The sequence below is a fragment of the Aquiflexum gelatinilyticum genome, from assembly GCF_024741135.1.
GTDB classification, from domain to species: domain Bacteria; phylum Bacteroidota; class Bacteroidia; order Cytophagales; family Cyclobacteriaceae; genus Cognataquiflexum; species Cognataquiflexum gelatinilyticum.
Genome location: NZ_JANSUY010000014.1, coordinates 1 through 25930 on the forward strand (window position 1 = coordinate 1; position 25930 = coordinate 25930).

General features: G+C 40.7%; 20 protein-coding genes. 10 read left to right on the forward strand and 10 right to left on the reverse strand.

What is annotated here, in order from left to right; genetic code table 11:
- Positions 1-254: 254 nt before the first annotated feature.
- On the reverse strand, positions 255-2660 hold the full coding sequence (locus NU887_RS14805; RefSeq protein ID WP_258424162.1) for a ribonucleoside-diphosphate reductase subunit alpha: 2406 nt from the start codon (positions 2658-2660) through the stop codon (positions 255-257).
- Positions 2661-2693: 33 nt separating this feature from the next.
- Positions 2694-3674 carry a ribonucleotide-diphosphate reductase subunit beta gene (locus NU887_RS14810; RefSeq protein ID WP_258424163.1) on the reverse strand — a complete coding sequence of 327 codons (981 nt, stop codon included), beginning with the start codon at positions 3672-3674 and terminating at the stop codon, positions 2694-2696.
- A gap of 522 nt (positions 3675-4196) precedes the next feature.
- Here NU887_RS14810 and rplU point away from each other — a divergent pair.
- From rplU to NU887_RS14835, 5 genes are all read left to right on the forward strand, one after another.
- Complete coding sequence (gene rplU / locus NU887_RS14815) at positions 4197-4508, forward strand: 50S ribosomal protein L21 (RefSeq protein WP_258424164.1); 312 nt, start codon at positions 4197-4199, stop codon at positions 4506-4508.
- 32 nt (positions 4509-4540) lie between these two features.
- Positions 4541-4801: a 50S ribosomal protein L27 gene (gene rpmA, locus NU887_RS14820; protein WP_241128279.1), complete on the forward strand. Its 261-nt coding sequence runs from the start codon at positions 4541-4543 to the stop codon at positions 4799-4801.
- Positions 4802-4946: 145 nt separating this feature from the next.
- Positions 4947-8015 (forward strand): WD40/YVTN/BNR-like repeat-containing protein, encoded by a 3069-nt coding sequence (locus tag NU887_RS14825; protein WP_258424165.1) that lies wholly within the window; start codon positions 4947-4949, stop codon positions 8013-8015.
- Positions 8016-8197: 182 nt separating this feature from the next.
- A complete protein-coding gene (locus NU887_RS14830; protein ID WP_258424166.1) occupies positions 8198-10783 on the forward strand; it encodes a zinc-dependent metalloprotease in 2586 nt (861 codons plus the stop codon).
- A gap of 268 nt (positions 10784-11051) precedes the next feature.
- Complete coding sequence (locus tag NU887_RS14835) at positions 11052-11363, forward strand: HPF/RaiA family ribosome-associated protein (RefSeq protein WP_258424167.1); 312 nt, start codon at positions 11052-11054, stop codon at positions 11361-11363.
- Positions 11364-11397: 34 nt separating this feature from the next.
- Here NU887_RS14835 and NU887_RS14840 read toward each other — a convergent pair whose 3' ends face one another.
- The 6 genes from NU887_RS14840 to lipB all read right to left on the reverse strand — a co-directional run bounded on the left by NU887_RS14840 (position 11398) and on the right by lipB (position 17885).
- Positions 11398-12027 carry a rhomboid family intramembrane serine protease gene (locus NU887_RS14840; RefSeq protein ID WP_258424168.1) on the reverse strand — a complete coding sequence of 210 codons (630 nt, stop codon included), beginning with the start codon at positions 12025-12027 and terminating at the stop codon, positions 11398-11400.
- Between the two features lie 14 nt (positions 12028-12041).
- Positions 12042-13028: a polyprenyl synthetase family protein gene (locus NU887_RS14845; RefSeq protein WP_258424169.1), complete on the reverse strand. Its 987-nt coding sequence runs from the start codon at positions 13026-13028 to the stop codon at positions 12042-12044.
- Positions 13003-15192, reverse strand: coding sequence for a ribonuclease R (rnr, locus tag NU887_RS14850; protein ID WP_258424170.1), 2190 nt, complete (start codon positions 15190-15192; stop codon positions 13003-13005). Before rnr ends, NU887_RS14845 begins: the two co-directional genes overlap by 26 nt.
- Positions 15193-15740: 548 nt before the next feature.
- A complete protein-coding gene (locus NU887_RS14855; RefSeq protein ID WP_258424171.1) occupies positions 15741-16475 on the reverse strand; it encodes a 3'-5' exonuclease in 735 nt (244 codons plus the stop codon).
- A 151-nt stretch (positions 16476-16626) separates the two neighbouring features.
- Entirely contained in the window at positions 16627-17028 is a 402-nt protein-coding gene (locus NU887_RS14860; protein ID WP_258424172.1) for a hypothetical protein, read from the reverse strand.
- A gap of 140 nt (positions 17029-17168) precedes the next feature.
- Positions 17169-17885, reverse strand: a complete 717-nt coding sequence (gene lipB / locus NU887_RS14865; RefSeq protein WP_258424173.1) for a lipoyl(octanoyl) transferase LipB — start codon at positions 17883-17885, stop codon at positions 17169-17171.
- An 80-nt stretch (positions 17886-17965) separates the two neighbouring features.
- Between lipB and NU887_RS14870 the strand changes: the two genes are divergently transcribed.
- Entirely contained in the window at positions 17966-18322 is a 357-nt protein-coding gene (locus NU887_RS14870; protein WP_258424174.1) for a YraN family protein, read from the forward strand.
- 34 nt (positions 18323-18356) lie between these two features.
- Here NU887_RS14870 and NU887_RS14875 read toward each other — a convergent pair whose 3' ends face one another.
- Together NU887_RS14875 and NU887_RS14880 are read right to left on the reverse strand one after the other, a co-directional pair.
- The gene (locus NU887_RS14875; RefSeq protein WP_258424175.1) at positions 18357-19328 is read right to left on the reverse strand and encodes a cytochrome c; all 972 of its coding nucleotides are present in this window, start codon (positions 19326-19328) and stop codon (positions 18357-18359) included.
- A 151-nt stretch (positions 19329-19479) separates the two neighbouring features.
- A complete protein-coding gene (locus NU887_RS14880) occupies positions 19480-20148 on the reverse strand; it encodes an arylesterase (RefSeq protein WP_258424176.1) in 669 nt (222 codons plus the stop codon).
- A gap of 144 nt (positions 20149-20292) precedes the next feature.
- Here NU887_RS14880 and NU887_RS14885 point away from each other — a divergent pair, with 144 nt between their 5' ends.
- The 4 genes from NU887_RS14885 (at position 20293) to NU887_RS14900 (ending at position 25841) form a co-directional block, all read left to right on the forward strand.
- Positions 20293-20970, forward strand: a complete 678-nt coding sequence (locus NU887_RS14885; protein ID WP_258424177.1) for an ABC transporter ATP-binding protein — start codon at positions 20293-20295, stop codon at positions 20968-20970.
- The gene (locus tag NU887_RS14890; RefSeq protein ID WP_258424178.1) at positions 20963-23482 is read left to right on the forward strand and encodes an ABC transporter permease; all 2520 of its coding nucleotides are present in this window, start codon (positions 20963-20965) and stop codon (positions 23480-23482) included. The genes NU887_RS14885 and NU887_RS14890 overlap by 8 nt, the downstream gene beginning before the upstream one ends.
- A gap of 204 nt (positions 23483-23686) precedes the next feature.
- A complete protein-coding gene (locus NU887_RS14895) occupies positions 23687-24142 on the forward strand; it encodes a hypothetical protein (RefSeq protein ID WP_258424179.1) in 456 nt (151 codons plus the stop codon).
- A 106-nt stretch (positions 24143-24248) separates the two neighbouring features.
- Positions 24249-25841 carry an amidohydrolase family protein gene (locus NU887_RS14900; RefSeq protein WP_258424180.1) on the forward strand — a complete coding sequence of 531 codons (1593 nt, stop codon included), beginning with the start codon at positions 24249-24251 and terminating at the stop codon, positions 25839-25841.
- The last annotated feature ends 89 nt before the right edge of the window (positions 25842-25930 follow it).

Genomic DNA, 25930 nt, shown 5'->3' on the forward strand with positions numbered 1-25930 from the left:
GCCGCCACATTATCACAAGCCTTTGGAGTAATCCAAAGGCTTTTTCCGTTTTAAGAACATTGAGGTTTTTTTGATATACTAAACCTTAATCTTATTGCATAATTTCTGATTAAAAATAATACCTAAACTTTGATTTGGTTTTACTCTTATTCCAAAAAAAACTTTCAAAAATAATTTTAATCAAGAATTTCTAAATAAAAAAGAGCGTCTGACAAAGTCAGACGCTCTTTGCTTTAGATTGTCAAAAGTAAGAATTAACTTCCACACATTTCACACTCATCGGGATTGTCGAGGGAACAGGCTATTGCTCCTTGCTTTTGTCCTTTGGTTAAATCCATTGTTGGTGTAGATGCAACGACAGTTTTTGTGGGTTCCAAAGCTCCTTTATCTACTGTAAATTGAATAGCAGCAGTTGCAGCTTGAGATCTCAAATAATACATACCTGTTTTAAGTCCTTTTTTCCATGCATAAAAATGCATTGAGGTCAATTTTCCAAAGTTTGGATCTTGCATGAAAACATTCATACTTTGAGATTGACAAATATAGGCGCCCCTATCAGCAGCCATGTCAATGATTATTTTTTGAGAAATTTCCCAAACTGTTTTGTATAGATCTTTGATGTTTTGTGGAACATCGGGTAGTTTTTGGATAGATCCATTAGCAGCTATTAGCCTATTTTTCATGTTGTCATTCCATAGGCCTAAGCTGATCAGGTCTTTCATCAGGTGCTTATTGGCGATGATGAATTCACCCGAAAGAGTCCTTCTTGTGTAAATATTGGAGGTATATGGTTCGAAACATTCATTGTTTCCGAGTATTTGTGACGTTGATGCAGTAGGCATCGGGGCGACCAACAATGAATTACGAACACCATGTTTTACTACCTGTTCTTTAAGAGAATCCCATTGCCATCTGCCGGATTTTGGAGTAACACCCCACATATCAAATTGGAATATTCCTTTTGAGGCAGGGGAACCTTCATATGTTTCGTAAGGGCCATGTATTTTCGCCAACTCCATAGATGTTTCCATGGCAGCAAAATATATGGTTTCAAAGATATCCTCATTGAGACCTTTTGCCTCTGCAGATTCAAATGGCATTCTTAGCATGATAAAAGCATCTGCTAATCCCTGAACACCTAGTCCTATTGGTCTGTGCCGAAAGTTTGACCTCTTGGCTTCTTCTACAGGATAAAAATTGACATCAATTACCTTGTTAAGGTTTCGGGTAGCAACTTTCGTAATTTCATACAACTTTTGGTGGTCGAAGAATTTCTTTCCATCAGGTCCTGTAGTGACAAACTTAGGAAGTGCAATAGATGCCAAATTACATACCGCCACTTCATCAGGAGAGGTATATTCTAGAATTTCAGTACAAAGGTTTGAAGATTTTATTGTTCCAAGATTTTGTTGGTTGGACTTCTTGTTAGCAGAATCTTTGTACAACATATATGGCGTCCCTGTTTCGATTTGGGATTCCAAAATTTCAAACCAGAGCTCTTGGGCTTTTACGACTTCTCGAGCTCGGCCTTCTCTTTCATATTTTTCATAAAGTCTTTCAAACTCTTCACTGTGGCAATCTGCCAAACCCGGTGCCTCATTTGGACAGAAAAGTGACCAATCTTCATTTTCTTCCACACGTCTCATGAAAAGATCTGGAATCCACATGGCATAGAAAAGGTCTCTGGCTCTCATTTCTTCTTTGCCATGATTTCTTTTCAATTCCAAGAAATCCTTCACATCTGCATGCCACGGTTCCAAGTAAATCGCAAAACTTCCTTTTCTCTTTCCACCTCCTTGATCCACATATCTAGCAGTCATATCAAAATTTCGGAGCATAGGCACGATACCATTAGAAACACCATTAGTTCCTCTTATGTAGCTTCCTTTTGCTCTTACATTGTGAATTGAAAGTCCTATTCCACCTGCTGATTGGGAGATCTTGGCGCATTGCTTTAAAGTATCGTAGATTCCATCAATGCTGTCATCTTTCATTGTCAAAAGAAAACAAGAAGAAAGTTGTGGTTTTGGAGTACCGGCATTGAAAAGAGTTGGAGTGGCATGTGTAAACCACTTTTGGGAAAGAAGGTGGTAAGTTTCGATGGCTGCATCAACATCCTCTTTATGGATACCTACCGCCACCCTCATCAACATGTGCTGAGGTCTTTCTACAACTTTATTGTCCAAACGGATCAAATAACTTTTTTCTAAAGTTTTGAATCCGAAATAATCATAGTCAAAATCTCTGTTATAATCTATGGCTTCATCCAGCTTGGCTGCATGATTTTTTACCACCCCATACACGTCCGGAGCAATCAAGGCCGCATTTTCCTCTGTTTTTGGATTGACATATGTATAGAGCCTTTTCATGGTATTGGAAAAAGACTGTGAGGTAGTTTTATGCAAATTTGAAATAGCGATTCTAGCAGCCAAAATAGCATAATCAGGATGCTTTACTGTCAATGAAGCAGCCACTTCAGCTGCAAGATTGTCAAGCTCTGTGGTGGTTACACCGTCATAAAGGCCATCGATTACTTTTTTTGCTACTTCTATTGGATGGATATAATTAATATCCAATCCATAACATAGGTTTTCTATCCGGGCGGTTATTTTGTCGAAACGCACTGACTCTCGACGGCCATCTCTTTTAATTACTAACATGACAAATGGATTTGGGTTGGTGGTGAAATAATTTTAGAAATCCTCTCCTATGGAGAACTTAGGTGAATCGACCAATTCTTTGGACTTCATCACTCCGGCCTTCTGGTAATCACCCACTCTTTTTTCAAAGAAGTTGGTTTTGCCCTGGAGGGAAATCATGTCCATAAAGTCAAATGGATTGGTGCTATTCCAAATTTTGGAACAACCGAGCTCGACAAGAAGCCTGTCTGCAACAAACTCAATATATTGGCACATCAAATCGGCATTCATGCCAATCAGTTTTACCGGTAATGCATCTGTGACAAACTCTTTCTCAATGTTTACTGCATCTTCAATTATCCTTGTTACCGTTTCTTTTGGCAAGTGATTGACAACATGCTGGGTGTACAAATGACAAGCAAAATCGCAGTGTAATCCTTCGTCTCTGGATATCAATTCATTGGAGAATGTAAGGCCTGGCATAAGGCCTCTTTTTTTCATCCAGAAAATAGAACAGAATGAACCAGAGAAGAATATACCCTCCACTGCAGCAAAAGCAATAAGTCTTTCTTGAAAATTACCATTATCTATCCATCTCAATGCCCAATCTGCCTTTTTTCTTACACATTCAATGTGTTCGATGGCATTGAGCAATCTATCCCTTTCAACATTGTCTTTGATGTAGGTGTCTATTAATAAACTGTAGGTCTCCGAGTGGATATTTTCCATGGCAATCTGAAATCCATAAAAAAATTTGGCTTCAGTATATTGAACTTCTGCAACAAAATGCTCAGCAAGGTTTTCATTAACTATCCCATCGCTGGCTGCGAAAAAGGCCAAAACATGCGATATAAAATGTCTTTCACCATCATTGAGGTTTTTCCAGTCTTTAAGATCCTGGCTCAGGTCGATTTCTTCAGCCGTCCAAAAGCTTGCTTCAGCCTTTTTATAGTATTGCCATATATCATCGTGCTGGATGGGAAATAAAACAAAGCGATTTTTATTCTCCTGGAGAATTGGTTCAAAATGTTGCATTACTCTTAAATGTTTTGGGGTTAGTCTTCTTTAAAGGAATTAGAAGGCTATATTGTTTTCAAAATATTGCTGGAAAGAAAAGGCCATTTTTTTCGAAACAGCCTTCAACAAATATGATGAACAAATTCCAAAAATAAAACCCTTTAAATGTCTAAAAGTATCGTTTTTTGAACTTAATTCAAAAAATAATTAAAAACCTATAAATCAATATTTTAAAATAATTTATATAAAGTAAAAATTTAATCAAATATAGCTGTATGAGGCATCAAAACTTTTTTAAAAGTCCATAAATTTTTTTTCTGACCTATTTTTAAAGCAGTTTTTGAATAAAAGTCAAAATTAATTTATACTGGAAGGATGTAGTTCTTTTTAGTTTAACCAAAACTCAGTATTTTTACCAAAAGCCACCATATAGAGGTCGAGAATTATAGAAAAGTAAGCTTATTCTCCTGGATACTTTTTTCTTAAGGAAAGAGTTTTTATATTTGCACCTCAATTTCCTAAAGCAATTAAAATCATTATATGTACGCAATTGTCAACATCGCAGGAAAGCAGTTCAAAGTAACTAAAGATCAGCACGTTTATGCACCATTGTTGCAAGGCGAAGCTGGCGCTTCCGTGGAATTTGATGAGGTATTATTGGCTGAAGCCGATGGTACAGTATCAATTGGGGCACCCACCATTGCAGGGGCCAAGGTATCAGGAAAAATTCTTGATCACGTTAAAGGTGACAAAGTAATCGTCTTCAAAAAGAAGAGAAGAAAAGGTTACAAAAAGAAAAATGGTCACAGACAAAACTTTACTAAAGTATTGATTGAAAACATTTCATTATAAGATTTCGCAAGAAGTCCTAAACGTATAAAATCATGGCTCACAAGAAAGGCGTCGGTAGTTCCAGAAACGGTAGAGAATCACACAGCAAAAGACTAGGTGTGAAGAAATTTGGTGGTGAGGCGGTTATTGCCGGAAACATCATCATTAGACAAAGAGGTACCAAGCATCACCCAGGTGAAAATGTAGGTATTGGCAAAGACCATACACTATTTGCTTTAGTACCGGGAAAAGTTGAATTCAAAAGGAAATTTGATGGTAAATCTTACGTCAATGTAGTTCCCGCTGAAGCATAACATTTATTTTCTTAGATACAGAAAGACTTCCCCTAACAGGGAAGTCTTTTTTATTTTTAGACTAAAAAATTGCCAGAAATCACTTTTTATAAAATTTTCCTTTTTAAAGAATTAAATTCCGTCATACATAACCAACCTTCTTACAATGATCAAAACTATACGATTGATTTGGACAATCGGGTTTCTTTTGGCTTTTTATATCAGCCTAGAGACAAGCGCCCAATCCTATGATGAAAAAATATATGAAGCCATACAATGGCGAAATATCGGTCCACACAGAGGTGGACGTTCGGCGGCCGTTGCAGGGGTAGCCTCTGAAAGAAATACATTTTATTTTGGCTCCACAGGTGGTGGGGTATGGAAAACTACCGACGGAGGAAAAACCTGGGGAAATATTTCCGACGGGTATTTCGGTGGTTCTATTGGGGCAGTTGCAGTGGCAGATTCCGATCCCAACATCATTTATGTCGGCGGGGGAGAAAAGACCGTCAGGGGCAATGTTTCTTATGGCTATGGCTTTTGGAAAAGTGCCGATGCCGGAAAGACTTGGACGAGTCTAGGAATGGAAGAATCCCGCTTTGTATCTCGTATCAGAATTCATCCCACCAATCCGGATGTTGTCCTTGCTGCAGTGATGGGAGATATCTTCAAACCAACAGAGATAAGAGGTGTTTATAAATCCATTGACGGTGGGAAAACTTGGAATAGAAAACTATTTGTAAACCCCACAGCCGGTGCCGTGGATTTGGTAATGGATCCAAAAAATCCGGATATTATGTTTGCTACAACCTGGGAATTGAAAAGAACGCCTTATAGTCTTGAAAGTGGCGGACCCGGATCCAAAATGTTCAAGAGTGTAGATGGAGGTGAGAATTGGACCGAAATTTCTACCAACAAAGGATTGCCTGAAGGTACATTGGGAATCATTGGAGTTACCATTTCACCAGTCAATACAAACCGAATCTGGGCCATGGTCGAAAACCTAAATGGTGGATTGTTCAGGTCAGATGACGGAGGGACGACTTGGGAGAAGACCAATGAAGAAAGAAACCTCAGACAAAGAGCTTGGTACTACACGCGACTTTATGCCGATACCCAAAGTGACAGCACGGTGTATGTACTGAATGTCGATTATCATAAATCTACCGACGGAGGCAAGACATTCAAAAATTATGATGCCCCTCACGGGGACCATCATGACCTGTGGATTGATCCAAAAGATAACCAAAGGATGATCATCGCTGATGACGGCGGAGCGCAGGTTTCTTTCGATGGAGGAGCTTCTTGGACAACTTATATGAATCAACCGACTTCCCAATTTTACAGGGTAACCACGGACAATCATTTTCCTTACAGAATCTATGGAGCACAGCAGGATAATTCCACGCTCCGTATCAGCCACCGAAATGATGGAAGAGGGATTACTGAAGATGACTGGGAGCCTACTGCCGGTGGAGAAAGTGGTTGGATTGCACCCGATCCGAACGACAGCGACATTGTGTATGGCGGGTCGTATGGCGGGTATTTGACCAGAGAAAACCATAGAACAAAAACCTCCAGAACGGTCAATGTGTACCCAAACAATCCGATGGGGCATGGCGCAGAAGATATGAAGTATCGCTTCCAATGGAATTTCCCTATTTTCTTTTCCCTACATGACCCTAAAGTCCTCTATACTACTTCCAATCAATTTCACAGATCTACTGATGGCGGGCAATCTTGGGAGACTTTCAGCCCGGATTTGACAAGAAATGCAAAAGAAAAATTAGGGCCTTCCGGTGGACCAATTACCAAAGACAATACCTCTGTAGAATACTACAGTACCATTTTTACAGCCTCCGAATCACCATTGAAAAAAGGAGTGCTTTGGGCAGGTTCGGATGATGGTTTGGTACATGTTTCTAAGGACAATGGTAAGACTTGGGAAAATGTAACTCCAAAAGGCCTTCCCGAATGGATACAGATCAATAGTACCGAAGGCCATCCATTTGAGGAAGGTGGATTGTATTTTGCTGCTACGGGATACAAAAACGGAGATTACGCACCATACATGTACAAAACTTTTGATTATGGAAAAACCTGGACCAAAATAACCAGTGGTATTGACGGTCAGCATTTCACTAGGGTAGTCAGGGCTGACCCTGCTAAAAAAGGAATACTCTATGCAGGAACCGAAACAGGTATGTATATCTCTTTCAATGACGGGGCGGACTGGAAGCCATTCCAACTCAATCTTCCGATCGTTCCCATTACAGATTTAACGATCAAAGACAATAACCTCATAGCAGCGACGCAGGGCAGGAGTTTTTGGATCATAGATGACCTGACGGTACTGCACCAATTGTCAGATGAAGTGGGTACGAAGCCATTTCACCTTTTCAAACCTCAGGATTCTTACAGAATGGACGGAGTAAAAAGAGAGTCCAAAACAGCAGGGACCAATAGACCTGGAGGTGTTTTGGTATATTATAACCTTAAGGAAGAGCCAAAAGAAGAAGTTAAGATCGAGTTTTATGACAACAATAAAAATCTTCTGAGAGAATTTTCTTCCAAAGGAATTGAAAAAGATACTTTGAAGTACAAGACCGGTTCCAATGAATTTAATTGGAACCTGAGAATTCCGGATGCTAAAAGTTTTGAAGGAATGATCATGTGGGGAGGACCTTTGCGCGGTCCAAAGATAGTTCCCGGCGATTATACAGTGAAGTTAATTGTGGATGGCAAGGCAGAGGAACAGTCTTTCAAAGTGTTGGCTGATCCACGTTACGAATCCTCGCAGGAAGATTTATTGGCACAATATGAATTTCTTTTAGGTGTCAGGGATAAATTGACCGAAACCCATGAAACCATCATCATCATCAGAAAATATAGGGATGAGTTGAATGCATTGGTTGAAAAAGATCCTAAAAAGAAAAAAAGGATCGAACCAATTGTAAATGCTATTTCGGATATCGAAAAGGAACTGTACCAAACCCAAAACCGAAGCGGACAGGATCCTTTGAATTTCCCAATCAGGCTTAACAATAAGTTGGCCCATCTGAATTCTGTCGTTGGTAACGGCGATTACCGTCCAACTGCAGGAGCTGAAGAAGTGAAAGTGGAGATTTCTGGTTTGATTGATATCCAGTTGAAAAAATTCAGAGAAATTGAAAGCTCCCAGATTTCTAAAATCCTCAATATAGAAGAGATGAAAGCCGAAATAGAAAAGAAGTAACTGATTTTCAATTTTCAAAAATCCCTATCGAGATAATTGGTAGGGATTTTTTTTGTTAATAATTCTTAATTTTCATTTGCTTACTCCTGTAATTTTAAGGCCTTGGAAAGAATTTGTACATTACTACCCAAATTTTAACAATACATAATTATTATTTCTACCACCAAATTATTTAGAACATTATGATAAGACTTAAAAGGAATTTACTCCTCACAATGGCGGTTGTGATGGTAACTGTGGCCTTGCCCATGAACGAGGCTTTGGCACAGAAAAAGAAAAAGAAATCAGACGCACCGGTGGTGGCGGCCCCGGCTCCTGAGAAAAAGCCCGAGAAAAAGTCTATTGCCGAACTTACCAAGGGAAGTAAAAAATTTGAGGGGCTATTTACATTTTACCAAGACACTGTGAGCGGTGAATTGAAAATGGAAGTCGCCAAAGACCAATTGGGAAAAGAGTTTATTTATTTTGCCCAGATCGGGGATGGTGTCACTGATGCAGGAACTTTTAGAGGTGCTTATGGAGAAAACAACATCTTTAAAATCGTCAGGTATTTCAACCGCGTCGAATTTGTAAAGCAAAACGTTTCCCACTATTTCGATCCTTCCAATCCTCTGAGCAGATCAGCGGATGCCAATATCAGTCCGGGAATCATGGCAAGCGCCAAAATCGAAGCTGAAGATGCCGAAAAGGGAACAATCCTTATCAAAGCAGATAACCTCTTTTTGAAAGAAACTTTTTCGCAGATCAAAAACCCGCCTTTCCCGGGTGAATCTCCGATGGCATTCAGGTTAGGTAATCTTGACAGTGAAAAAACAAAAGTGCTCGCCATCAGAAGTTATGAGAAAAACACAGACCTCGCAGTAGAATATGTGTACAACAATCCCTCTGTTCTGAATGGAGGCTCTTCTGCGGTCACTGACGGAAGGAATGTGAGCATCAAGGTTTTTCATAGCTTGATTGAATTACCTGACAATGGCTATGAGCCGAGATTTGACGATCCGAGGGTGGGCTTTTTCACTACTGAAGTGACAGACATGACTTCTGCAAGTGCAACTCCCTTCCGGGATTTGATCCACAGGTGGGATTTGAGAAAAAAGGATCCAAATGCGGCTATTTCTGACCCTGTTGAACCTATTGTGTTTTGGATAGAAAATTCAACCCCAATGGAATGGAGAGGGACTATCATGGATGCGGTATTGGAATGGAACAAAGCATTTGAAAAAGCAGGATTCAAAAACGCTGTTCAGGTGAAAATCCAGCCTGATGATGCAGATTGGGATGCAGGTGATATCAGATACAATGTATTAAGATGGACAAGTTCACCAAATCCTCCTTTTGGCGGTTATGGACCTAGCTTTGTCAATCCAAGAACAGGACAGATATTAGGTGCGGACATCATGTTGGAATTTGTCTACCATACCAACAGGGTTGTTTATGACAAGCTCTTCGGGGAAGAAGCAGCTTTGGAAACTCACACTTCTCTTGGCAACCAACCACATTTTTGTTTTGTAGGGGCACACCTTCAAAACAACATGATGTTTGGTCAGGCTTTTTTGAGAGCACATGGAGCTTCCGACTTGGAGATGGAAGGCATGAAAAAAGAAGCCATGGCTGAATTGCTGATGCACGAAGTTGGCCATACCCTTGGCTTGAATCATAACATGAAAGCTTCCCAGCTTTTTTCACCAAAAGAATTGGCTGACAAGAATGTTATAGAAGGGAAAGCCCTTTCAGGTTCTGTGATGGATTACCTAGCCATCAATCTTTCTCCTGATAAGAACACCCAAGGTCATTATTTCTCCACTACAGTAGGGCCATACGATGTTTGGGCGATTCAGGCAGGATACACACCTGTCAAATCCCAAGCTGAGCTGGATCCGATTTTGGCACTTTCTACAAAGCCCGAACTTACATTTGGCAATGATGCAGATGACATGAGAGCACCGGGCAAAGCCATTGATCCAAGAGTGATGATCGGTGACCTTTCCAATGATCAGATTGCCTATTCCATTCACATGATGGAAACTTCCAAGAAACTTATGGAAGGGATCAAAGAAAAATATTCAAAAGAAGGCCAGTCCTACCAAGAGTTGACACAGGCATATAGTGTCCTGATGGGTACTTATACTACTGCGGGAGGCGTGATGTCAAGGTATATTGGTGGTGTGTATGTAGACCGTGCCATGGCAGGCCAGGAAGGTGCTACCCAGCCTTATACTCCGGTAAGTCTTAAAGACCAGAAAAGGGCATTGGATGCGATCAGTAAATACATGTTGGCCCCAAATGCATATCAAATCCCTGAAGACCTGATCAATTACCTAGCAAGGCAAAGAAGGGGCTTCAATTTCTTTGGTGGACCGGAAGATCCAAAAATTCACCAGCAGGTCTTGAATTCCCAAAGGAGTGTCTTAGCCCATATGACACATCCAAATACCCTACAAAGAATGGTAGATTCGGAATTGTATGGCAATGAATACAACATGGCAACCTATATGAGTGATCTGACAAAAGCAATCTTCGATGCAGACATCAATGGTAATGTCAATACCTTCAGACAAAACCTTCAGATTGAATATGTCAATACTCTAAAAGGTATGGTGACTGGACCTCAGAGTAATAGGTATAACAACTTTGCCAAGTCTGCTGCATTGTATAACCTGAATTATATCAAAACCAAAGTGAATAATTCTTCAGGAAATGTATCGTCAAAGGCGCACAAAGACCACTTGAAATTGGTCATCAACAATACACTTGAGGATGTGAAGTAAAAAATAAGCGAAACATTGTTTCTTTAGCCTCAGGCCATTCAGGTCTGAGGTTTTTTTTATTCCAGTAATTATTTGTACCAATAAGGAATGTTTCTGTGTACTTGGATATTGGATGATAATCTGATTTTTTGGAAGGTTTGTTAATGTATTTTGGTTAAAAATTTCATGTTTTTTGTGTCCTAAAATTCGGTTGAAATAGAAATTTAGACTAGCTTTAATTACTGTAAAAGGTAAAAGAATCACGTTTATAAACTCAAAATACTGTACCATGAATTACACGGAAAATTATAACGGAATCAAAATTGATGTGCAGGCACCACAGGTAGATTTGCCTGAAGGTTTGCAGGCCCAAATCAGAAAATCAATTGACAAAATCTCTAGGTTCACCGACAATATCAATGCTGTAGATATCTATTTTAATATTTCAGGAAAAGGAAAAACAGCTGAAAGAATTTTAGGTATGAGGGTTGGTGTTCCCGGCCCGGATGTTTATTCTGAGGAAAAAGGAAAGGAGAGATGGAATACGATGCTAAGGAGTGTCACTGACAAAAATATCCGTATGCTTCAAAAGGATAAATAGGAATCTTTTCAGAAAATTTATTTAAAGCTTCAGGTCAAAAAAGCCTGAAGCTTTTTATTTGATCTATAAAATTCAAAGCGCTTTGTGGGGACACGATCAGAATAAAAGCAATTCCGAATAATGCGCCATACAAGTGGGCGTCATGGTTGATGCCATCGCTACCTTTTTTGGATTGCACGATGCTGTAAATCAAAAACAAGACCCCCAGCGCAAAACCCGGAAGACAAAGCAAACCAAAAAGACAAATGTCAGACAGAGGCATCAAGATAATGCTGCCAAACACCGTAGCCGCGACCCCACCGGATGCGCCTAGGGCCCGATAGTAGAAGTGGGATTGATGCTTGAAATGGGTCGGGATATCTGCAATTACAATCGCCCCGATATAAAATAGAATATACAATCCTATCCCTGTTGCTTGTCCGAATTTGATCGTAAGAAAACTTTCAACTACCCTTCCAAAAAAATAGAAAGTAAACATGTTGAAGAGTAAATGAGTCCCGTCCTTATGGATAAAGCCTGAAAGGATAAAACGATCCCATTGGTTCCTTTTTTGGATTTGGTAGGGTGTAAACATCCATCTTTCCAACAGGTTGGGCTTTTGCCAAGCTAAGTATGAAGACAAGACTGTCAGCGCAATGATTATGACCGTTGCAGATAATTCCATGAAGCAATGTTTGATTATTTTTCCCGGTGCACCAGGTCTTGGGTGAGTTGAAGAAGAGATATATAGATTTTCTTGTTGGGAACTTCAAGAGCAGCATATTGCTCAAATCCTTTGTCGAAGTATGCTTTCATTTTTGCTTCGGTCAGGCTTTTAATCCCCAGAGAATCATAAATGGCCGTAACAGCAGCAACCTTTTCTTCTTTGTTAAAAGTCTTAGCCTCCAGCCAGTACTCCAATTTCATTTTAGCATCTCCTTCAGCCAATTCGTTGGCTTTGATAAGCAGGAAAGTCTTTTTGTTCGAAATGATATCGCCACCGACTTGCTTGCCGAATTTGTCTTTGTCGGCATAGACATCGAGCAAGTCATCTTTGAGTTGAAAACCTATACCGATATTGACTCCAAAATCATAGAGTTTTTGTGCATCTTCGATCGAAGCATCGGCCAAAATCGCCCCAAACTGAAGTGAAAATCCGAGCAAAACAGCTGTTTTTTGCCTGATCATGTCGATATAGGCTTCCTCCGTGACAGAATTTTGGGATTCAAAATTCATGTCATGCTGCTGCCCTTCGCAAACTTCGGCAGCTGTTTGATTAAACAGGCGGATGGATTCCCAGAATTTACCGGGTTCAATGTCCAGGAGCATGTCATAAGCTTTGACCAGCATCACATCCCCGGAAAGAATCGCCGTATTGGCATTCCATTTTTCATGGACAGTAGCTTTTCCCCTTCGTAGCGGGGCATCATCCATGATATCGTCATGCATCAGGGTAAAGTTGTGAAAGACCTCCACTGCTGACGCGGGATTCATGATGTTTTGGTAGTCAGACTTATACAGCGAATAAGCCATCAGGGTAAGCAAAGGGCGGATTCTTTTTCCGCCCAGGCTCATGATGTATGAAATCGGCTCGTAAAGTTCTTGGGGTGATTGTCCGTAAGAATGTCTTTGGATATGTTTTTCTAAATCCTGTAAGATTTTATCTACGCTTATTTCTTGGTTCATTATCTGCAAATTCCAGGTCTATAGTTCTTCTATCAATGTCCGTGGCTACTACACGTACCATTACTTTTTCACCCAAAGTGATCATTTTTTTATTTCTTGTCCCAATGAGACGCATATTTTTTTCATCAAATTGGTAATAATCGTCCTTCATATCCTGAACCCTGATCATTCCTTCACACTTGGTTTCGGTGATTTCCACAAAAACTCCCCATTCTGTCACTCCGGTAACGATACCGTCATAATCCTTTTCCTCAGCAAGGGACATAAATTCCACTTGTTTGTATTTGATGGAAGCTCTCTCTGAATCAGCAGCCCTTTTTTCCCTTTCGGAAGAATGGAGACACTTGTCTTCCCAAGTTTCTGCCTCAGGCGACTTGCCGCCATCAAGATAATGCTGCAACAATCGGTGCACCATCATATCCGGATACCTTCTGATAGGAGAAGTGAAGTGGGTATAATGTTGGAAGGCTAAGCCAAAGTGGCCTTTAGCTTCTGTCGTATATTTGGCCTTAGCCATGCTACGGATTGCAAGTTGCTCGAGGACATTTTGTTCCGGTTTTCCGAGAATCTCCTCCATCAGTTTGTTTAGGGCCATAGAAATCCTCGTTCCTTCCCCGATTTTCATTTCATGGCCAAATTTCTTGGCAAAATTGGCAAAGGTCTCCAACCTCTCCGCATCCGGATGGTCGTGAATCCTATATACAAATGTATCCTTGCCTTTGTTTTTGTTGAAGACAAATTCTGCCACAGTCCTATTAGCTAATAGCATAAATTCCTCAATGAGCTTGTGGATATCCTTTCTCTCCTTGACAAAGAGACCAAGTGGCTTTCCTTTTTCATCCAATTTGAATTTGACTTCCACAGTCTCAAAATTGACAGCACCTTTATCAAACCTTCTTTTTCGGAGCTTCTTGGCAAGGTCATTTAAAAGTGTGAGTTCCTGATAGAAATCACCTTCCTGCTTGTCGATGTTTTCCTGCCCTTCTTCGTAAGCAAATCGCCTGTCGGAATGTGTTACGGTCCTGCCGATCCATTTATTGAGTACATCGGCATTTTCATCCATTTCAAAAACGCAGGAAAAAGTCAATTTGTCCTCATTTGGTCTCAGCGAGCAAAGTCCATTGCTGAGTCTTTCTGGAAGCATCGGGATGGTTCTATCCACCAAATAAACCGAAGTAGCCCTTTCGTAGGCCTCTTTTTCCAATTTGGTTTTTGGCTTGACATAGTGGGTCACGTCAGCGATATGGACACCTATTTCAAGGTTTCCGTTTTCCAATACCCTGTAGGATATCGCATCATCAAAATCCTTGGCATCAGCCGGATCGATGGTAAATGTGGGAATGTCCCGCATATCGCGGCGGTTTTTGATTTCTTCAGGTGAAATTTCCTCGGGGATCAGGTTTGCTTCATCTTCGACCTCTTGTGGGTATTCGAAGGGCAAGCCAAACTCCGCCATGATAGAATGGATTTCTACTTCATGTTCTCCGGCTTTGCCGAGAACACGGGTGACTTTCCCTGTCGGATTTTTGTCGTCTTCGCGCCAGTCGGAGAGTTTGACAACTACTTTTTGGTTGTGTTCGGCACCGCCAAGGTCACCTCTGTGGACAAAAATGTCATAGTGCATCTTTTTGAAATCAGGCACGACAAAGGCGAATCTCGGGGATATTTCTACCCTACCGACAAACTCATCCCTGCTTCGGCTTACGATTTCCAATACTTTTCCTTCGAGCCTTCCGGTACTTCCTTTGACGGGGTATACCATAATTCTGACACGGTCGCCATCCAAAGCATGTTTTAGATCGGCTTCTTTAATGAGGACATCTTCCTCCAATCCATGTTTTGCGTCAGGTTTGATGAATGCAAAGCGGGGATTGACAAAATCCACTTCCCCTTCGATGAACTCAGGTTCTTTGACCGAAGCAAAATAATTTCTAGGTGATTTGGATATGTTGCCTGCTGCGGCAAGTTTATGTAACATCGGTTCTACACCGCCTTTGGCGATGGAGTCGCGGATTTCAAGTTTCTTGATAATCTGTTTGGCATTGAATTCTTTGCCGTAATTGTTATCCAAAAAATTGAGTACTTTTTTGGCCAGTTGGGCGGCATCTATCACCTTTCCGCTTTTTTTGCCCTTTTTGCCCTGATTATTTGATTTTCTTCCCATGAAAGTTTATTTCCAATTGTGTAATGATAAGCCCTGAATCTGTGCGAAATGGGCTGTGTTGTTTTTTTTAAATTCCGAGAAAGTCAATTCCGGATTAAGGGATATATTACTTAAAATTCGAGATGTTTTTTCTTCATCCTCAAAAAAATGAATAATTGTAACCGTATCAAAAATGGATTTTCTCAAAAGGTGTTGTTACTTTTTCTAAAGTTAATAAAAAACTTAAAGCAGAATTGGTTCCAATTTGGTTTTATTAACCAAAATCCTTCCAAGAAAGCAACTTACCGCTGCTGCGTATTTGTGACTCCTTGCCGCCGTATACCAAGACTTTTTTCAGGTTTTGGATTTGTGAGATTTCTTCGAACTTTTTGAGTCCGACATTATACAGGTTCAATTTTGAAATAACATGACATAAACTTTGAAATAACACGATATAAACTTTGAAATTACATACGTTCAATTTTGAATTGACATGTGGTCTATTAGTTTTTCTATATTCGAAAAGAGTCAATTTGGGCGTATTTGCTTTATGTAGTTTCTGATTTGGATCATCTTTCATTGTCCTTGTTAATCACTTCCATTTCGATATCAGGCGGCAGTCCTTGAAAAGCCAAATATATCTGGGCTGTTACCACCACATCACGAAGGCAATATTTTCGAATAGATTCCAGGTCTTTTTGGATATAATAGGCTTCATTGACCTGAGAACCGTCGATGGACTCCTTGGAAGTAGGGATGTCAAAAATGGCTGCAAGCAATTCGAGCCTTGTGTAATGCTTATAATCCCCGAATTTCCATAGTTCCAAAGTATCAAGGTGACGGACTTCCCAAGGTTTTTTGCCTGCGATCTGCAATGGTTCAGGAAGGGGAATCCTATTTATCAAGATCCTTCTGCTGAGGTAAGGGAAATCAAATTCCTTTCCGTTGTGGGCACACAGGACCCATTTTTTCTTTTGGAGTAATTCACAAAAGGCAGTCAGGGTGTCGTATTCCAATTCTTCCCCATAGCTTTTGGTCCGGAATTCCAATTTATTTTCTTCCTTCAAATAATGAAAGTATCCGACTCCCACGCAGATGACTTTACCAAATTCAGCATAAATTCCTGCTTTTTGGAAAAATAAACTTCCCGGTTCTCCTTCTTCCTCCTTGGGCATGATATGCTTTTCTTTTTTAAGCCATTCTTCCTGTAGCCGCGGTGGTAATTCCCTAAAATCGGATTCCAAAGAAGCAGTCTCGATATCCAAAAAAAGGACATCCCCTAATTCACTCAAAAAATTTCCCATATAAATGATTTTTAGATTGTTTCCTTTCTATCTTCCAAATAAACATTGGGCAATCCTATTTCCGGAATTGATCCAATTACTCATTAAGATATTGGGATATTAGTTAATATTCAACTAAAAATCAAAAAATCATATAAATTCAATTCTGCCATTATGAATGGAGAACACCTTCCAATCCCAATTCAGGGATAAAGCTCAGATTGGAAGGATCCATACTCCCTTCTGCGAAAATGAATTTTTTGTCAAAAATCTGATTTAGGATATAATAACTTACCCAATATTCATTGGTCAAAGCAAAAAGGGTAGGGTCAATCGGTTCGATTTTGGCAATGGATTCTGATCCAAGTTCTTGGATCATATGTCTCAAAACCGAGGTTTTCTTTTCTTCTCCACCGATTTGGCCATAGCCTTTTGAGGTAATCATCACAGTATTCAATTCAATCAGGTTGAGATTGATGATGTAAACCGACCATTCGGTATTGCCGTTGGTTTCTTCTTTGGCAATGGCAAGCTTGACTCCCGTGACAGGGTGAAAGTCGATGTCTTTTTTCATTTTTTTAAGATTTGAGATGTGAGACGTGAGATCTGAGATTTGAAAAAATAAGAATCAAAGGATGTTTACGGTAGTTATATCACTTTATTTCAACCTTATTCTATTGTACTTCAATCATATTTTTACTGTATTTCCATTTTTCAAATCAACTCCATTCCAAATAGTTTAATAATATGTTTTTTGACTTTTTCCTTTACTTCAGTTTCGTCTAGGTTGTGTCCAAGTTCTAGATGCATAGAAGTGACTGCTTTGTCCGCTATGCCACAAGGTACAATGTTGTTGAAATAGCCAATGTCTGCATTGATGTTAAAAGCGAAGCCATGCATGGTTACCCATCGGCTTGATTTTACGCCAAGCGCACAGATTTTTCTGGGGTTTTTCTGCTCAAGGTAATCAAGCCAAACTCCGGTCAATCCCTCGATTCTTCCTGCTTCGATCCCATATTCAGCCAAAGTCAAAATGACAGCTTCTTCGAGAAGTCTCAGGTATTTGTGTATGTCGGTAAAGAAATTGTCAAGATCAATGATAGGGTAGCCCACCAATTGCCCGGGACCATGGTAGGTGATATCACCTCCGCGGTTGATTTTGTAAAACGAGGCTTCTTTCTCTTCCAATCCCCTCTCATCCAACAAAAGATGGGACAATTCACCGCTTTTCCCCAAAGTATAGACGTGTGGATGCTCGACAAAAATCAAGTAATTGCCGGTGGAAATTTGCGATTCAGGGCCGTTTTGACGGTTTTGGATTTTAAGTGAAACGGTCTTTGCAAAAAGCTCTTCCTGGAAATCCCAAGTTTCTTTGTAATCCTTTATGCCGAGATCGATAAACTTAACTTTTTTATTGATAACTTGATTCACAGTTTTTATGTATATCCAAAAAGAACAGGAACTTCAAAATGAAGGTTCTTTTTGGTGGGCTAAAAATAAACAAATATCCCATGGCAGTGCACAATGACAAAGGAAAGGAAGCTGAAAACTTGGCCAAAGACTGGTTGATAGGTAGGGGATATGAATTTGTGGAGGCCAACTATCGAAGCGGACACGCTGAAATCGACTTGATTTTCAAACACAAAGGCATCATGGTATTTGTGGAGGTTAAATTCCGAAGCGGTACCGGTTTTGGCTATGCAGAGGAATTTGTGGACGGTACCAAAAGGAAACTGTTGATAAAAGCTGCTGATAATTTTGTGTATGAACGCGATTGGCACAATGACATCCGGTTTGATATCATCGGAGTGTACAGAGACCAAAACGGGAATGTAAATTTCAAGCAGTTTGAGGATGCTTTTTATTAAAAAAAATCCTGATCTCAAGATCAGGATTTGTCAATCAGCTGTTTGGTTTGAACTTTTCAATTTGATTATCGACAGGTGGTAATGATTGGAGATAAGCAAATATTGCTTTGAGGTCCTCCTCTTTCATCCCAGCATACATCACCCATGGCATGATACTCTGAAAATCCCCTGGTTTTAGTTTCTCGGGAACAAAATTATCCCCATACATTTTAAATCGCTGTACAAACATTTCCTCTGTCCAATTTCCAAGTCCTGACGCATGTGGGGTTAAATTGGATGTGGAAAGAATGCCATCCGGAAAGGCAAACTCTCGTCCTCCAGCTAAAGGGACACCTGTGTAGGCACCATCTTCAAATTTGGTATGGCAATCTGCGCATGCACTGGATGTAACCAAATAACCGCCGTATGCTACCTGGTCACTTGGATCTGGTTTCTTGGTAAATGAAGCCTTTACAGGCATGGTCCTCATGATTAGGCTGAAAGGAAAATCTGGTTCAGATTTAGGATGGTTCGTCTCGACAGGATCCATGCTTCTGATGTAGGCGATCACCGCCTCGATATCCGAGACATCCATTTTGCCATAACTGTGGTATGGCATGATGGGGAAGATTGGACTTCCATCCCGCTTTACTCCCGTGGTGATAAGCCTGAATAATTCACCGTCTGTCCATTCCCCAATTCCAAAAGGGGTAATATTTGGAGAAATAAATACCCCTGGAAATCCCATCGTAGCATCAAATCTTTCTCCTCCTGTCGCTTCTGTTCCTGGAACTGGGGGTGCTGAAAAAAGGCTAAAATCTCTTTTGGAGTGACAATCGATGCATACCATTACATGGTTTGCCAAATACTTGCCATGTTCAATTTTTTCAGAAGTAATTTCAACTTTGTAATCTGCGTCAGCAGGACCGACGTTGGGTAAGGCAAAAGAAACATAGGCCACGGCTCCAATAATTGCCAAAACTAAAGCTGTCACCAGATATGCAGCAATCTTCAAAATCTTCTTCATTCAGGTAGTGGTTAGGGGATGAAATAAAAATTCACAATTCATCCAAAATTTAATACTTCTACCTGAATATTCGATAAAAACGGAAGAAAAGATTGGAATTTCCTTGTGGAGAATAAGGCAGATTTTAATTTAGAAAATGAATAAATGCCTATTAAAGCAGGTTTTTTAATGTATCCCAAATAGTCTCAAATACAATTTTGTGGCCTTCTTCTGTAGGGTGGATTCCGTCCGGAAGGTTGAGATCCGGATTTCCTGCCACTCCTTCCAATAAAAATGGAATCAAAATCACATTTTCTTCAGCAGCTACTTGGGGAAATAATTCTGAAAATTCTTTGGTGTAATCCTGACCCATATTGGGCGGAATCTGCATTCCAGCCAAAACTATAATTGTTTCAGGATATTTTCCCCGCACCAATTGGATGATTCCTTTCAGATTTTTCTTGGTCTCTGAAGGCGTGATTCCCCGCAAACCGTCATTTCCTCCTAATTCCAAAATGAAAATAGCAGGCTCTTCTTCCAAAAACCAATCCAACCTGCTCAAACCGCTAGCTGTTGTTTCTCCACTCAATCCGGCATTGATAACCCTGTAATCCAAGCCAAGGCTGTCTATCCTAGCGGCAGTCAATCCCGGGAATGCGTCCTCGGCCTCAATTCCATATCCGGCAGTAAGACTGTTTCCGAAAAAGAGGATTAGTTTTTTTGATTGAGCTGTTTCAGTTTTTGAGGTTGATTCAGATTCAGATGTTTTTTCGTTTTTTGAACCACAGGCAATTGAAAAAACCAACAAAAAAAGAATTGAGTAATTACTGAATGTTTTCATTTTTTATTCTTGTTACCATCAAATCTACAATTTTTCAGCTATTTTGTTCAAAGCCCGTCCTTTCCTTTTATATTTAAAGTCAACGATTCAAACCATTAGCACGTTTGATGGTGTTATTGTCAAAACCAATCCACAAAGATTTTTATGAACATATTGAGTGTAAAGGATGTGTCCAAAACCTACCAAAGCGGCACAAGAAAACTGACTGTCCTAGATCAGGTCAATTTTGATATCCAAGCTGGGGAAAGCATCTCCATCGTAGGCCCTTCAGGAAGTGGAAAAACCACGCTGCTAGGCCTCTGTGCAGGTTTGGATTCCGCAAGTACAGGCTCAGTTGTCTTGGCCGGAAATGCTTTCGAGAAGCTGTCTGAAGATCAGCGGGCTGCCGTCAGGAGCAAAAACATAGGGTTTATATTTCAAAATTTCCAATTGCTGCCAACCCTTACCGCTTTGGAAAATGTAATGGTTCCCCTAGAACTCAAAAAAAGAAAAGATGCCAAAGCAAAAGCCACCGAGTTACTGACCAAAGTTGGTCTGGGAGATAGAATAACTCATTATCCTTCTCAGCTTTCGGGCGGTGAACAACAACGGGTGTCTATTGCAAGGGCTTTTGCAAATGAACCAAAAATACTTTTTGCCGATGAGCCAACAGGAAATCTCGATACCGAAACAGGTGAAATGATCGAAGACCTGATTTTTGATATGAACAAGGAACAAGGCACCACACTTATCTTAGTGACCCATGATCCGGAATTAGCCAAAAGAACAAACCGCATCATCAATATCAAAGGCGGTAAAATCCAGGAGGGCAGCCATGTCTGATTTTTCTTGGGTTTTGAAAATGGCCTTCCGGGATTTTAGAAAAAATTTCTCAAGGCTCCTCCTTTTTGTTTCTTCCATGGTCGTGGGGATTGCAGCCTTGGTAGGCATCAGTTCCTTTGGTGAAAATCTCAAAAAGGGTATCGACCAACAATCCAAAGAACTCGTCGGTGCTGACTTGGTATTGGAAAATAACAAACCGCTTGGACCGCAGCCTACCGATTCCTTGGCAATTGGTACTGCTGAGGAGATAAACTTTGCAAGTATGGTTGCATTCCCTTCGACAGGGGCGAGCCGGTTAACTCAAGTCAGGGCTTTGGAAGGGAATTTTCCTTTTTATGGAAAATTGGAAACCATACCAGCCGAAGCAGAAGCTTCCTTTCGAAAAGGAGGCAAAAGAGCTTTGGTAGAAAAACTCCTGATGGCACAATTCAATGCGGTAATTGGTGACAGCATCAAAGTCGGTAACGTTTCTTTTTATATAGAAGGAGAATTGCAAAAAGTCCCAGGTCAAACCGGAATCACCGCTACAGTTGCACCCGCAGTTTATATTCCCATGGAATATGTGGAAGAAACAGGACTGATCCAATATGGCAGTAGGTTGGAATATGTCAGGTATTACCAATTGGATGATTTGACTAATCCTGATGATTTGGTCAAGAAATATGAGGAACAGTGGGAGGAAGAAAAAGTCGATGCAGATACAGTGGAAGACCGGAAAAGACAGACAGGCCGGTCATTTGAAAACCTATCCAATTTCCTGAGTTTGGTTGCTTTTATCGCTCTACTTCTCGGATGTGTTGGCGTTGCGAGTGCGGTCAATGTTTTCGTAAAAGAAAAGTTGGCTTCTGTAGCGGTGCTTAGATGTCTTGGCGTATCCGCTTGGACAGCTATGAAGATTTATCTTGTTCAGATCGTGATCATGGGATTGGCAGGTGCGGTTTTTGGATCACTGATGGGAAGTCTGCTTCAATTTATCCTTCCTGCAGTTTTTGCTGATTTTTTACCAATTGATGTCAATATTGGACTTTCTTGGAAAAGCATAGGATTTGGGGTGATCACCGGATTATTGGTTTCCATTTTATTTGCTTTGTTGCCATTGTTGAAAATCAGAAAAGTATCTCCGATGGCTACTTTGCGGCCGGAAGAAAGTGAGACAAAAATCAACAAAGACCCATTGAGATGGGCAGTTGTCGTAGGAATACTCTTGTTCGTCTATGGCTTTAGCTTTTACCTGCTCAATGGTTGGCAAACAGCACTTGGGTTTACTGGATTTGTTGTTTTTGCTTTTTTGATCCTTTGGTCAGTGGCAATTGGAATCATGTGGTTGATCCGGAAGTTCCTTCCGATCTCACTGCAGTATCCAATTAGACAATCGTTGGCAAACCTTTACCGACCAAACAACCAAACCGTTTCCCTGATTGCGACAATCGGATTGGGTACGGCCATGATCAGTACCTTGTTTTTTGTCCAAAACCAGTTATTGGATGAAGCGAAGTTTGCAGACAAAAAAGACCAACCCAATATGCTGCTTTTTGATATCCAAACGCATCAGGTGGAGGCTGTCGCGGATAAGATTCGAAGCAAGGATCTTCCAATCATGCAGCAGGTTCCCATTGTCACCATGGGCTTGGAGTCTATCAATGGGTTGACCAAAAAAGGTAATGACACATTGCCTGAGGAAGAAAAACGTTCGAGAGGATTGTACAACAGGGAATTTAGGGTGACCTACAGAGACACTTTGATCAGTTCGGAAAGATTGTTAAGTGGTGAACTTAGGAAAGTAATCAATCCTGAAGATTCCATATTTGTTTCTTTTGATCAGGGTTATGCCATGCGGACAGGGATCAAGTTAGGCGATGAAATTATATTTAATGTGCAGGGAAGACCAATTACAACTTATGTGGGTAGTTTCCGGGATGTCAAATTCAATCAGGTATCAACAAATTTCCTTGTCTTATTTCCTGAAAATGTACTAAACAATGCGCCAAAGTTTCATGTGGTCATCACCAAAACCAAAAATGACCGTCAGGCGGCAGATGTCCAATCAGAGATTGTGAGAGAGTTTCCAAATATCTCCGTGATCAACTTGGGGGCAATAGTAGAAACCTTGGAAGAGATTCTCGGCAAGATCAGCTTTGTGATCCAATTCATGGCCTTCTTCAGCATCATTACCGGGATTTTGGTTTTGATCAGCTCATTGATCATCAGCAAGTACCAAAGGATGCGGGAAAGTATCTTGCTACGTACTTTGGGAGCGGACAGTGGATTGGTTAGCAAGATCAATACTTTGGAATATTTCTTTTTGGGTTCTTTGGCTTCGCTGAGCGGGATATTACTTTCCTTTTTGGCAACATGGTTGCTGAGCGAGTTTGTGTTTGAGTTGCCGTTTAGAGGAGCGTATAAAGAGGCACTGATTGTTTATTTGGCAATTACAGCATTGACTATTTTACTGGGTTGGCTCAATGGCAGAAAGATCGTCAAGATGCCTCCGATGGAGATTTTGAGGGGATAGTTTCGAAGGTTATCTGGAAGCTTTCCAATAACCGAATATTCTTTATTAATTAAGTCGGAAGACCGATGACGGATGACCGATGTAGGCCTTTGGGATATCAATTCCCGGAGGCCTTTTTTTGTCGCAGACAGAAACCAACTTTCTTTTTGGTAGATTGGATTTAAAAACTATTTTTGTCTTATATAATTCAAACCAATAAAAAACATGAATAAATTCAGATCCTTTGCCGTTATCTTGATTTTCGGCCTTTTTATTTCAATTCAGGCTCATGCACAAGTGCATGTTGGAGTGTACCATAGTGGGATAATTAACCAAGTTGGTGTTGGTACGGATAATGAAAAAAAGTATTTCGGGGAATTGAGGTTGGATGCAACTGATCTTATTGATTTCCCATTTGGTGTGGAAGGGATGTTTCATAGAAATTTTAGACGGGGGGAATGGGTAAATTTACATGCAGGGATTATGTTGGGAATTAATGACGAAGGTGACGGTAGATTTGGCATTCCTTTGGGCCTAACCTTTAAGCCAATAGCTGCCCATCGTAATTTTGCTGTTTTGATGGAAGCGACTCCAAATGTATATCTCTCCCCAGGGTCAGGAGATCTTTCTATTAGGACGAATATCGGTCTGCGCTACACTTTCAGGAAGGAAAAAGATTAGTATATAGACCTCCTACTTGACAGAACCGACTATCCTTTTCATTGGGATGGTCGGTTTTTTTATTGGGTGGAAAAGGATTATTTTGAACCTATAAAAACCACCTATCATGAAGAAATCATTTATTCTATTCGCTTTTAGCCTCTTTTTCTTTACTTCAGAAATTTTTTCTCAGATTATGCCTTCTCCGGACAGAAAGGAAGGAGAAGGTCCATATGACAGGCTGATCTTTCGGGGAGTGACATTGATAGATGGGACAGGTTCACCTCCGATTGGTCCTGTCGATATCGTCGTACAAAAAAACAGGATCACGGAAATAACAGTCGTAGGTTATCCCGGTATTCCTATCAAGGAAGACAAAAGGCCAAAAGCCGGGCCAAATGACAAAGTGATGGAACTTGCAGGACATTACCTTTTGCCGGGATTTATCGATATGCACGGGCATATAGGAGGTTCAGGACAGGGCACTCCCGCTGAATATGTTTTCAAACTTTGGATGTCGCATGGCATCACTACTATAAAAGACCCCTCTACAAGTAATGGGCTGAGTTGGGTGCTTGAACATAAGAAAAAATCTGCAGCCAACACCATCACAGCACCGCGTTTGTTTGCGTACACAAGTTTTGGGCAGGGTTCAGAAAAACCCATTACCAATGCCGCTGAGGCCAGGGTTTGGGTAAATGACAATGCTAAAAAAGGAGCTGACGGTATCAAATTCTTTGGTGCAAAACCTGAAGTGATGCAGGCAGCTTTGGAAGAAAACAAAAGAATCGGTTTGAGGTCTTCGATGCATCATGCCCAGATGGACGTGGCGAGATGGAATGTCCTACATTCTGCTAGGGCTGGATTGACAACGATGGAGCATTGGTATGGCCTCCCCGAAGCCCTTTTTGCCGATAGGACCATTCAGGATTACAGGCTGGATTATAATTATCAGAATGAACAGCACAGATTTGCAGAAGCAGGAAAATTGTGGAAGCAGGCTGCTCCACCATATTCTGAGCATTGGAATAAAGTGATGCAGGAGCTGTTGGACCTGGATTTTACTTTGGATCCCACTTTCAATATCTATGAAGCAAACCGGGACCTGATGCGGGCGAGAAGGGCAGAGTGGCATGAGGAATATACGCTTCCTTCCTTATGGCGATTTTATAAGCCGAGCCGCGAGTCCCACGGATCCTATTGGTTTGATTGGACTACAGAAGAGGAGATCCAATGGAAGGAAAATTACCGCCTTTGGATGACTTTTGTCAATGAATACAAAAACCGTGGAGGCCGTGTGACTACAGGTTCGGATTCAGGATTTATATATCAATTGTATGGATTTGCTTATATCAGGGAAATGGAATTGTTGAGGGAAGCTGGATTTCATCCTTTGGAAGTCATCAGGTCTTCCACAATGTACGCCGCCGAGGCTTTGGGAATGGAAAAAGAAATCGGAACTGTGGAAGTCGGGAAGTTGGCAGACTTTGTGATTTTGGAAGAAAATCCACTTCAAAACCTCAAGGTATTGTATGGGACTGGTGCCATCCGGATAGATGAAAACAATGAGCCTATCAGAGTTGGCGGGGTAAAGTATACCGTGAAGGATGGAATAGTATATGATGCCAAACAACTGCTTCTTGACGTCCGTAATTTAGTACAACAACATAAAGACAGGGAAGAGTCCAGGAAATTAAAGCAGCCGGGATTGGATTGGTGAAAAAAGTATCAAATACGTAGTGCCAAGACCCAAAATTTGTTAAAAAGTATAGATAAGTGAAAGAGTCGGCAAATTGATAATAAGGAAAA

Excerpts from the sequence above, each read along its gene's own strand:
- NU887_RS14870 (WP_258424174.1), top strand. The coding sequence starts at position 17,966 with ATGGCAGTGCACAATGACAAAGGAAAGGAAGCTGAAAACTTGGCCAAA.
- NU887_RS14835 (WP_258424167.1), top strand. The coding sequence starts at position 11,052 with ATGAATTACACGGAAAATTATAACGGAATCAAAATTGATGTGCAGGCA.
- NU887_RS14875 (WP_258424175.1), bottom strand. The coding sequence starts at position 19,328 with ATGAAGAAGATTTTGAAGATTGCTGCATATCTGGTGACAGCTTTAGTT.
- NU887_RS14805 (WP_258424162.1), bottom strand. The coding sequence starts at position 2,660 with ATGTTAGTAATTAAAAGAGATGGCCGTCGAGAGTCAGTGCGTTTCGAC.
- NU887_RS14845 (WP_258424169.1), bottom strand. The coding sequence starts at position 13,028 with ATGAACCAAGAAATAAGCGTAGATAAAATCTTACAGGATTTAGAAAAA.
- NU887_RS14825 (WP_258424165.1), top strand. The coding sequence starts at position 4,947 with ATGATCAAAACTATACGATTGATTTGGACAATCGGGTTTCTTTTGGCT.
- NU887_RS14880 (WP_258424176.1), bottom strand. The coding sequence starts at position 20,148 with ATGAAAACATTCAGTAATTACTCAATTCTTTTTTTGTTGGTTTTTTCA.
- NU887_RS14895 (WP_258424179.1), top strand. The coding sequence starts at position 23,687 with ATGAATAAATTCAGATCCTTTGCCGTTATCTTGATTTTCGGCCTTTTT.
- NU887_RS14890 (WP_258424178.1), top strand. The coding sequence starts at position 20,963 with ATGTCTGATTTTTCTTGGGTTTTGAAAATGGCCTTCCGGGATTTTAGA.
- NU887_RS14860 (WP_258424172.1), bottom strand. The coding sequence starts at position 17,028 with ATGAAAAAAGACATCGACTTTCACCCTGTCACGGGAGTCAAGCTTGCC.
- NU887_RS14840 (WP_258424168.1), bottom strand. The coding sequence starts at position 12,027 with ATGGAATTATCTGCAACGGTCATAATCATTGCGCTGACAGTCTTGTCT.
- rpmA (WP_241128279.1), top strand. The coding sequence starts at position 4,541 with ATGGCTCACAAGAAAGGCGTCGGTAGTTCCAGAAACGGTAGAGAATCA.
- NU887_RS14885 (WP_258424177.1), top strand. The coding sequence starts at position 20,293 with ATGAACATATTGAGTGTAAAGGATGTGTCCAAAACCTACCAAAGCGGC.
- NU887_RS14900 (WP_258424180.1), top strand. The coding sequence starts at position 24,249 with ATGAAGAAATCATTTATTCTATTCGCTTTTAGCCTCTTTTTCTTTACT.
- NU887_RS14830 (WP_258424166.1), top strand. The coding sequence starts at position 8,198 with ATGATAAGACTTAAAAGGAATTTACTCCTCACAATGGCGGTTGTGATG.
- NU887_RS14810 (WP_258424163.1), bottom strand. The coding sequence starts at position 3,674 with ATGCAACATTTTGAACCAATTCTCCAGGAGAATAAAAATCGCTTTGTT.
- rplU (WP_258424164.1), top strand. The coding sequence starts at position 4,197 with ATGTACGCAATTGTCAACATCGCAGGAAAGCAGTTCAAAGTAACTAAA.
- NU887_RS14855 (WP_258424171.1), bottom strand. The coding sequence starts at position 16,475 with ATGGGAAATTTTTTGAGTGAATTAGGGGATGTCCTTTTTTTGGATATC.
- rnr (WP_258424170.1), bottom strand. The coding sequence starts at position 15,192 with ATGGGAAGAAAATCAAATAATCAGGGCAAAAAGGGCAAAAAAAGCGGA.